Source organism: Coleofasciculus sp. (genome assembly GCF_046565525.1).
In the GTDB taxonomy this organism is placed as follows: Bacteria; Cyanobacteriota; Cyanobacteriia; order Cyanobacteriales; family Coleofasciculaceae; genus Coleofasciculus.
Genome location: NZ_JBKHUP010000099.1, coordinates 20,805 through 27,553, shown reverse-complemented (window position 1 = coordinate 27,553; position 6,749 = coordinate 20,805). Strand labels below are relative to the sequence as shown.

Sequence of the window (6,749 nt, the reverse complement as noted above, 5' to 3'; positions counted from 1 at the left end):
TTTTCTATTCTGTGCATGAAAACTTCTACTTTTCCCCTTCAAATTAGCTTCTCAAATTAGTTTGTGAGAAATGCGGGACGTGTGTCTGACTGACGATCATATCTACTGCGTTATGCAGACTGAGCGCCACATTTTAGAATGCCTTAATGAGTCATCAACTGGGTGGTTTTACTTTGGGGGTTCGTTTGCTGTAGCTCACGAAAAGGCAAGTTTCTTGCCTAAAGCTATCAATTTTCTCCACTTGGAAAATTGGTTTAATAAGTGGGCAAGTGAGCGCCTCCACAGCGGCGATTATGCCCCTTTAGTTGGGACACGGAATTCTGACCGCCGTCGGGCATCCACCTGGGCGCATCCTGCTGATCCGCTAATCTCCCACTATCGCCGCTTCCCAGGTGTCCGGTCTTTGATCCTGGAATTGATTGGAATTTCAGAAGAAGCATTCTCTGAAAGGGCAGATCAGATAGCAGCAGGCAAGGAACAGAAAGCGGCACAGCAAATTGCAGAAGATAAAGCCAATGCCTTTGAGTTGGCGCGATCGCAAGTTCTGGATTGCGCCGAAAACAAGACGAAATTAATTGAAATAGCTCATCAGCATGGTGTAGAGGTAAAGAAATCGTGGAGACGGGAAGAGATTATTCTCGCCTTTCAAGCTTACCCGGAAGTGTGCCAGCAGGTTATTGGATTGGAGGTAGAGGAAAAAATTAATTCAGGGGGCGTTTGTCCCCAAAAATAACAAACCTTTTCCGTTTTCCGAAATCCCCTTCCCGTGTACCTTTAACTATCAGGGAGATGCAGACAGGAAATGTGGGCTGAATGCAGCGATTCGACTAGATGGAAGACCAGCCCACCAGTTCACAGGTCAGGAACTTGTATACCCCCAAACAAATTTAAAAAGCGTGTGGCAGAATGCCTTTGGCGTAAGGAGTTGGAGGTAGTGCCAGCAATCTACCTGTCTCCTGTCTAATCATTGATATAAGTGATGGAGGTAGAAGATGTTATTGGTGAAGACATAGACATAATAGATGAAATTTCCAATGGTCTGGTCAAGTGGTCTGGTCAAGTCGGGGACGGGGAACGATGAGGGAGGCGATCGCTCTACCCGACTCATGACAATGACAATTTATTGTATACCCATCATTTCTTTGTACTGCTTTTTATCTATTACAAGGGTGCTGAGTTTCTCTCGGAGAAGGGAAGCCATTGAGGTTCCAGATTCCTCTGCCTGTCGCCTATATTCTTCCTCGATGGGTTGAGGTAGTCGGATCGAAATGGGCTTTCCCAGAGGAGCCTGTCCGATCTGAGTGAAACGTCCGGTTTCTGGATCTAAATCCTGATTGGGCAGTAAAGACTGCCGAGTGTGAGGTAGGATGTGGGTTTTCCGTGGCGTTTTCTGTTTTTTTCGTGCCATATTTTGTTACCTTGTCTAGATAATGTCCGTGTCTACACGGTATCATGGTATTTCACGGTTGTTATCGCCGCGATCGCACGCAGGGAACCTACACCAAGCTTTGTGGTGTAGGGGGGGAGGTTGGATGCTGTGGTGCAATCAACCCGCGAATTTTAACCGTGAAGCAACCCGCGAGTTTGATGTACGACTTCTATCAGTTTGACTGAATCTATAAGAAGCCAAGCTACTTTTTGGGGATTATCCTGCCATAATTGCAGGAATTCTTGTCCGGAGTTTGGGGCTGTCCACATTATTAATGCGGAAACTTCATTGATCTTTGGTCGTGTAAAAAGTGGTACATCTTCCCAGGGTGAGTCTTTTCCCCATCGGATAGCTTCACCGCTTGGGCTATAAGTTATACCGCTATAGGATAGACGTTGCCTATCCTCATATTTAATGAGGTTAGCGATTTTATGGCAAACAATTTTTGCTTTTCCTTTGGTCGCTTCTAAGTAAACTTTTTCTAGAGCATAGAAAAGTTTACCGTCATAGGATTCCGCGTATTCTTTTCCCATGATTTTCGTTAGTTTATCATCAGTCATTGATTATCTCCTCCATGATCTTCTCTATACGATTTGACATCCTGGCTTTTGCTAATAAGTCTATAAATGCTTCTGCGTCTTCTAGCTTTTCAAACTCAAATGGGGACTCCGTATTATTTTGAGCGTGAATATAAAATTGGGTTCCTTTTATTTCCAGCCAAATGAACTCTCCATCTTCTCCTATCCCTTTTTTCGTTATCATTTTATTTTTATTCACTTAATACGACATCTCCTTGTTTGGGTTGGGCTTTTTTTGTGCTACCGCCCATAACGGCAGCACCGTTGAAAGCTAGCTTGGCGATCTCTGCGTAGCCTTCTCCAAAGCCCAAGAAATCATCTACATGAGCTTCTTTGGATAGCATATCACCACCTCCATCGAGGAGGGAGAGGGAAGCGAAGCCATCAGGATCTATTTTTTCGACCTTGTATTCTTTCCATCGATGTAGTCCTCCTAATATTGGTTTATCTCTTGTTAGGCGAATCCGATAGCCTAACAAGTTTAGGAAGGGATTTATTCTTTTTTCCTGTTCAACTAAAAGATGAAACCTCTGTTCTGCTTCTTCATGGTTAAATCCTCTATAAGAGGATTTAAAATTCCAATTTAGGGATTTGCGAATTCGGAATGGAGAGAAAAATTCTAATCGCACTTCCCACAGGACATCTCCTTTGTACTCATGGCATAGAAAATCCCCTAATGGATCTTCTAGTACGGTGGGGGCAAAGCTGAATAAGAAAATTCTGTTGAATTTGTTTTCTCGCCTTGGGTATTTTTCAAGGTTCACCCCGCGAATTAATGCTTTTCTGTTGTTTTGGTTGTTCATTTGACTAGGTTTCTACTGGTTTTATCGTATCAATCGACTCAAATATTGTCAATGCCGTGTATACACGGCGTAATTTTGAGGAAAAAGATTTTCTTAAAAGTCTTGACAATGCCGTGTATACACGGTAAAACTATAAGTAGTGCAGCGTTACCGACCAAAATTCAACGTTGTGCTGTTGTGTAAACCTAGAGGATCAGATTATGTTGTTCCAACACGAAGTTCAATTAATTGACGCGCAAATTATCGCGTTGAAAGGTCGCCGTGAAGTTTTAGTTCAACGATCGGAGCAGGGAAGCAAAATATTAAGTGAACTGGCTGACTTGTTAGATTCCCTTCAACCTGTTCAGCCTGAAGCCCTTGATACCCTTGAGAATGAGATTTTGGAAATGTTTAAGGTTGCGAAAGAAGGGTATGACGTTCCAGGGGTTGAAATTGAACCCGAAGTGGAGACATCAACTGAAGCGGAAGTGGCTGAACCCGAAGTGGAGACACCAATTGAAGCGGAAGTGACTGAACCCGAAGTGGAGACACCAACTGAAGCGGAAGTGACTAAACCCGAAGTGGAGACAACACTTGAATCTTCCGTTGAAAAGACCATCAACTTAGCAATATTTTCCCAGGATGAAAAGTTGTTGGTTTGCGGTAAATCCAAAAACCGTTTAAATCGTTGGCGAGATTGGGTGTCTAATAAAGCTAAAGGTCAATATAGTAAATTGACCACAATTAAAAAGTCAGACCTTCATCATATTACAGGATGCAAGTGGCACTTTGAATGTGTGTTGAGTCCTGAAGCCCAGCGTTTCTTAATTAAGGAATATGAACAAGATAAGATGCCTCCAAAAGATTTAGGACTTGCCTCTGCCGCTTAGTTTATGATTTGTGAAAAAGCAGAAAGGTGGTGTCAGGTAAGCCACCTTTCTGCCTGCCGTGCAGTGATTAAGAGGTTGATTAAAAAGCAAATGATGAAATATTTAAGCCTTACGAAAGAATCAGGCGACTGCCCCTTGCTTCTTCGAGACACCCGATGGGTTGAGGAAGGCTGGAGGGAATTCTGGTAAATTGGGAACTCGCTGGCGGTTCCCTCAACCCACTTCAAATTTATCGACTCGTTGGTGTAGTTCCAGTTTAAAGATTGATGTCTGTGCGATCGCCCTTCGCAATGATCCTCGGTTTGAAAATAGCAAGACTTTGTTTGTGTCTGGTGAAAGGGCTGAGGAAAGTCCTAATCGGGCAAAATATCCCCCAGTTGAGATTCATCGGGCTGATCCGCGTAAGTCTCGTAAAAGTGGGTCCAAAGGGCGGGTTAGCCGCCACATCGATCACTGGCGACCGGTTCTGCATTGGCGAGAGGATCAAGTCTGGGAGATTATCCGAAAGTTTCGGGTCAATCCTCATCCGAAGGAGTTAGTCAGGGGCGGCGACGACATCCTAAACAAAAACAAAAGCAAAAATCTGGCGACTACCGATCAGTCCGATGGATTGGTAGAAATTACCACTATGCTAAAAGTTCATATTCAAAATCAAATTATTCAGGGCGCAAATCTCCTAGAGGACACTGGCGTCGGGGACACTGGCGTCGAGTTGTTTGTGGCAAGAATCGCTCCCAAAGGAAATGGGAATTTTTCAAAGAAACCTGGGTTGGAGGTAATTGAGCGCTGGTTTGGTTTTAATTGGCATTAAAATAGTTAAAATGCTTGATTTTGCCGTGTATACACGGTAAAATTTAATTGTAAGGCAATGTACCGACAATTCATTCTAAGCATTGCTGTTGTGTGAATTCTAATAAGAGGAATCAAAATTATGGGTATGAAAAGATTTGTAGTCCCAAAATATTTTGTCTATCTCGGACAAGGAAATATTCAGTTGCTTCATCAACTAGATGAAGCCGTTCAAGAAGTGCGGAATACGGTTTCAAACTTACATCTTAAGCCTGAAGACTGGAATATTTGCAATCCTCAATTAGCTTTATCTCCAGGGGATGTATTTTCCTTGGAGGATGGTGAACTGCTTTATAAGGTAAGCTACTGGGGAAGTTACGGGGGAGAGATTGAGAAAGTTGATTCTTCTCCATTTCCGTGGTCAGTTTCACTAGAATTCCAGTTTGAAAGCTGGAATATGTGGCAAAGCAATCGCCTTGAAAATGAGTTGGCTAAAGTTTTAGATTTAGATGATGAAGTTACAGAAGTTACAACTGAAAACTGGGGGGGAGCTTATGAGCCTCCAGCGGTTATAACTTTTGTCAGAACGAGAGATCATAAGATTGGTAAACTGCTAGAAGCTGCTCAAAAAGCTTCTCCTTATATCCATTTAGGATTTGTTGGTCTTTTGTCTGGGTCTGACTATTGCTTGTTTCCAGTTCGGTTAGCCAGTTAACAGCCAACAAAAAAAACTCCATTATCGTGCAAGTCAGAGGAGTAGTGAATCGGCGCGGTAATGGAGAAACGTAAAACATTTTCTAATTAAATTATGGGCATAAATGGTGATATTCTCTCTCAAATTGTCAGGGAATATGGACTTTTTTTATTGAATGAATGAGGGATTAACGTATGAATACTAAAATTATTGAATTTCTGCAATAACAGCAGGAAATTCAGTCTGAACTTTTGCGATTGTTGCAGTCAGAACAGCAGCAGTCTGTGAAATCTAGTGATGCTGATGATCTGGGTACGGGATTTGTTGATCCGGCTATGATTGCGAGGCGCGATCGCGTCCACCTAAACATTGCTCAAGATTTGAGTTACACCTTGGTCGGGTCTGGCTAGATGTGATGGCGATCGCACTTATTTCATCCTTGATAATACCGTGTATACACGGTATTATTTTATTAGGGGGGCAGCTTGTACCGACCAAAGCATTCGCTACCCCCGTTGTGTAAATCCATAAGAGGATCTAGATCCATGTTATTTCAAAAGCAGATAAAAGCAATCGATTCTCAAATTCGAGATCTTGAGCAGAAGCGCCAGCGCCTTCTGCAAGCAACGGACATCTTGAGGGTATTGAAGGAATTGGTTGGTAGTGTTAAAAGCGATCCCGGTGCTATTGCTTCCCTTGAGACTGAAGTGATGAGGGTATTTCCTCTCCGGGGACAAGCTTATGAGCTTTGTGAGCCGTGGGATTTTGATTGGGATCTAGAAGATCCAGTCGAAGGAGAACCATTAGCGTGGGATTTCGCGTCTCCCTTAGCTTGTCTGCTTAGTGATAAGTCTTTGTTTGTTGATAGAACTGGAACTGGTAACAGGAGAGTTTATATTGAGCTTGTTCAAGTTGAAGATGCTCCTATTTACTATCAGCGCAAATTTAATGGAGAGATAGTTTGCTCTTATATTGGGTTTAGCTCTAAAGAAGTTGCCTTATCTTGGTTGGATTTCCTCAAGTCCCTGGGGCAAGCGGAACTACGCCAAGCGAAGCGATTGAAGGAACAAGGGTATGAATATGAAGTGAAAATACGGGGAGTTTCTAAGAGTCAGCTTGAGCGGATAAAAAATAACGACTTCAAATATCCTCCATCGCCAGCTTATTTAGGTTGGCAGACAGGTGATCAGGTTGTTAGGTCTTCGACACCTTTTGATACTTGGGAATTGCTTGAGTCTTCTTCTTCTGGGGATGTAGTGAAGGCAATTAATCTTCGCACTTCTCAAGTGGAGGACTTGCCTTTGTTAGATTGTCAACTGGTTAAGAAGTTTGAATGTCAAGAGGTGGTAGTGGGTGATGGTATTTACCATCCGGGACAATTCTGCCAAGTATTATATTCGGATCGTCATCCCAATAGTCAAGGTAAGATTGGCGTTATAGAATACCTATCTTCTATCTATCCTGAATTCCCGTTGACATTGGTGATAGATGGGGAGTTGCAGTATTTTAAGCCTGAAGAGTTGATGATTGTTTCTGGCAGGGAATTAGCAGAGGTGTATGATGGCGAAGTTTTGGAGTTCTTTTAGA

At 42.8% G+C, this 6,749-nt stretch carries 10 protein-coding genes; 6 read left to right on the top strand and 4 right to left on the bottom strand.

Annotated features, from left to right (window positions below):
* The first annotated feature begins 214 nt into the window (after positions 1–214).
* Positions 215–733 (top strand): hypothetical protein, encoded by a 519-nt coding sequence (locus tag ACLGGO_RS27745; RefSeq protein ID WP_446421716.1) that lies wholly within the window; start codon positions 215–217, stop codon positions 731–733.
* A gap of 387 nt (positions 734–1,120) precedes the next feature.
* Here the strand turns inward: ACLGGO_RS27745 and ACLGGO_RS27740 are convergent, their stop codons facing one another.
* From ACLGGO_RS27740 to ACLGGO_RS27725, 4 genes are all read right to left on the bottom strand, one after another.
* Positions 1,121–1,408, bottom strand: coding sequence for a hypothetical protein (locus ACLGGO_RS27740; RefSeq protein WP_446421715.1), 288 nt, complete (start codon positions 1,406–1,408; stop codon positions 1,121–1,123).
* Positions 1,409–1,560: 152 nt separating this feature from the next.
* On the bottom strand, positions 1,561–1,989 hold the full coding sequence (locus tag ACLGGO_RS27735) for a hypothetical protein (RefSeq protein WP_446421714.1): 429 nt from the start codon (positions 1,987–1,989) through the stop codon (positions 1,561–1,563).
* Positions 1,982–2,206 carry a hypothetical protein gene (locus tag ACLGGO_RS27730; protein ID WP_446421713.1) on the bottom strand — a complete coding sequence of 75 codons (225 nt, stop codon included), beginning with the start codon at positions 2,204–2,206 and terminating at the stop codon, positions 1,982–1,984. The genes ACLGGO_RS27735 and ACLGGO_RS27730 overlap by 8 nt, the downstream gene beginning before the upstream one ends.
* Entirely contained in the window at positions 2,199–2,810 is a 612-nt protein-coding gene (locus tag ACLGGO_RS27725) for a hypothetical protein (RefSeq protein WP_446421712.1), read from the bottom strand. Before ACLGGO_RS27725 ends, ACLGGO_RS27730 begins: the two co-directional genes overlap by 8 nt.
* A 200-nt stretch (positions 2,811–3,010) precedes the next feature.
* Between ACLGGO_RS27725 and ACLGGO_RS27720 the strand changes: the two genes are divergently transcribed.
* From ACLGGO_RS27720 to ACLGGO_RS27700, 5 genes are all read left to right on the top strand, one after another.
* Positions 3,011–3,679 carry a hypothetical protein gene (locus tag ACLGGO_RS27720; RefSeq protein WP_446421711.1) on the top strand — a complete coding sequence of 223 codons (669 nt, stop codon included), beginning with the start codon at positions 3,011–3,013 and terminating at the stop codon, positions 3,677–3,679.
* Between the two features lie 190 nt (positions 3,680–3,869).
* Positions 3,870–4,490, top strand: coding sequence for a phosphoadenosine phosphosulfate reductase domain-containing protein (locus ACLGGO_RS27715; protein ID WP_446421710.1), 621 nt, complete (start codon positions 3,870–3,872; stop codon positions 4,488–4,490).
* A 126-nt stretch (positions 4,491–4,616) separates the two neighbouring features.
* Positions 4,617–5,183 carry a hypothetical protein gene (locus ACLGGO_RS27710; RefSeq protein ID WP_446421709.1) on the top strand — a complete coding sequence of 189 codons (567 nt, stop codon included), beginning with the start codon at positions 4,617–4,619 and terminating at the stop codon, positions 5,181–5,183.
* A gap of 236 nt (positions 5,184–5,419) precedes the next feature.
* The gene (locus ACLGGO_RS27705; protein ID WP_446421708.1) at positions 5,420–5,572 is read left to right on the top strand and encodes a hypothetical protein; all 153 of its coding nucleotides are present in this window, start codon (positions 5,420–5,422) and stop codon (positions 5,570–5,572) included.
* A 135-nt stretch (positions 5,573–5,707) separates the two neighbouring features.
* Positions 5,708–6,748 carry a hypothetical protein gene (locus ACLGGO_RS27700; protein ID WP_446421707.1) on the top strand — a complete coding sequence of 347 codons (1,041 nt, stop codon included), beginning with the start codon at positions 5,708–5,710 and terminating at the stop codon, positions 6,746–6,748.
* Position 6,749: the final 1 nt, after the last annotated feature.

Coding starts and splice junctions, on each gene's coding strand:
- ACLGGO_RS27740 (WP_446421715.1), bottom strand. CDS start 1,408: ATGGCACGAAAAAAACAGAAAACGCCACGGAAAACCCACATCCTACCT.
- ACLGGO_RS27735 (WP_446421714.1), bottom strand. CDS start 1,989: ATGACTGATGATAAACTAACGAAAATCATGGGAAAAGAATACGCGGAA.
- ACLGGO_RS27725 (WP_446421712.1), bottom strand. CDS start 2,810: ATGAACAACCAAAACAACAGAAAAGCATTAATTCGCGGGGTGAACCTT.
- ACLGGO_RS27720 (WP_446421711.1), top strand. CDS start 3,011: ATGTTGTTCCAACACGAAGTTCAATTAATTGACGCGCAAATTATCGCG.
- ACLGGO_RS27710 (WP_446421709.1), top strand. CDS start 4,617: ATGAAAAGATTTGTAGTCCCAAAATATTTTGTCTATCTCGGACAAGGA.
- ACLGGO_RS27700 (WP_446421707.1), top strand. CDS start 5,708: ATGTTATTTCAAAAGCAGATAAAAGCAATCGATTCTCAAATTCGAGAT.